The organism is Baia soyae (assembly GCF_004341445.1).
Classification (GTDB): domain Bacteria; phylum Bacillota; class Bacilli; order Thermoactinomycetales; family Thermoactinomycetaceae; genus Baia; species Baia soyae.
Genome location: NZ_SLXV01000090.1, coordinates 1 through 1,160, shown reverse-complemented (window position 1 = coordinate 1,160; position 1,160 = coordinate 1). Strand labels below are relative to the sequence as shown.

The 1,160-nt window shown below is 43.8% G+C and carries 1 protein-coding gene; it reads right to left on the bottom strand.

Annotation, left to right across the window (positions count from 1 at the left end; all coding sequences use genetic code 11):
- Positions 1-75: 75 nt before the first annotated feature.
- Positions 76-1,160 (bottom strand): group II intron reverse transcriptase/maturase (gene ltrA, locus EDD57_RS14240; protein WP_131850076.1); only part of this gene is annotated, 1,085 nt, incomplete at its 5' end.

Below are 1,160 nucleotides of genomic sequence, written 5' to 3'. Positions count from 1 at the left end.
AATCGAGTAGGAGGGGGTGATTAACCCCCGACCTCTCACACCACCTAGCATGCGGTTCCGCACTAGGCGGTTCACTTAAGTCTGACGAATCCAATCATATCTTGCCTTTATACTCTTTAGTCCGAGACCTCGCCAATAGGCGAGATCAAGCGTCCTATGGAGGATCGGGCTACAAGCAATACGCCAATATTTCTTACGAGTGTTACCCCATTCATAGGCTTTTTCGTTAGGAATCCCCAACGAGATAAGCCTTTTTACTTTTGTCCTCGGCTTTTTCCATTGCTTCCAAAGGCACATTCTGAGCCTTCTACGAAGCCATTCATCAATCTGTTGAAATGGGGTCGGGGTATCCGCAAGAGAAAAGTAATTCCCCCATCCGACCAAAAATACATTCAATCGTTCAACTCTTTGCTCCATGGTGAATGATTTTGAACGAGAGGTAATTTCTCTGATCTTTTCCTTCGCTCTTTTAATACTCTCCTTGGCAATACGTATTTTAGGTTGGTGGTGATGAGTAAAGCTGAATCCTAGAAACTTTCGTTTCCAGGGCCTATCTACTGCACTTTTCTCTTGATTTACCTTGAGTTTCAATTTCTGTTTAATGAATTCGGTGACGGATTTCTTTACTCTCTCCCCCGCTTTGCGGGTTCTCACGTATATGTTGCAGTCATCGGCATACCGAACGAATCTATGCCCGCGCTTTTCCAGTTCTTTATCTAATACATCTAGCATGATATTAGATAATAATGGGCTTAATGGGCCACCTTGTGGGACGCCTTGTTCATTGGAAACTCGTAAGCCATTAACCATAATTCCAGACTGCAAATACCTACGAATCAGTTTCAATATTTGCTTGTCTGTTATCTTCTTTACAAGTAAGCTCATTAATTTGTCATGGCTCACCTGATCAAAGAACTTCTCAAGGTCTAGATCTATTACCCATCGATAGCCTTCCTCTATATATCCCCTGGCTTCTCTAACTGCGTCATGTCCACGTTTTCCGGGACGGAACCCGTAGCTACAATCTGAAAAACCCGGATCAAATAAAGGTGTTAGAATTTGAGCGATTGCTTGTTGTACGAAACGGTCGAACACAGTAGGTATACCTAATAACCGAACGCCCCCGTTCGGTTTCGGGATTTCGATTCGACGTACGGGCA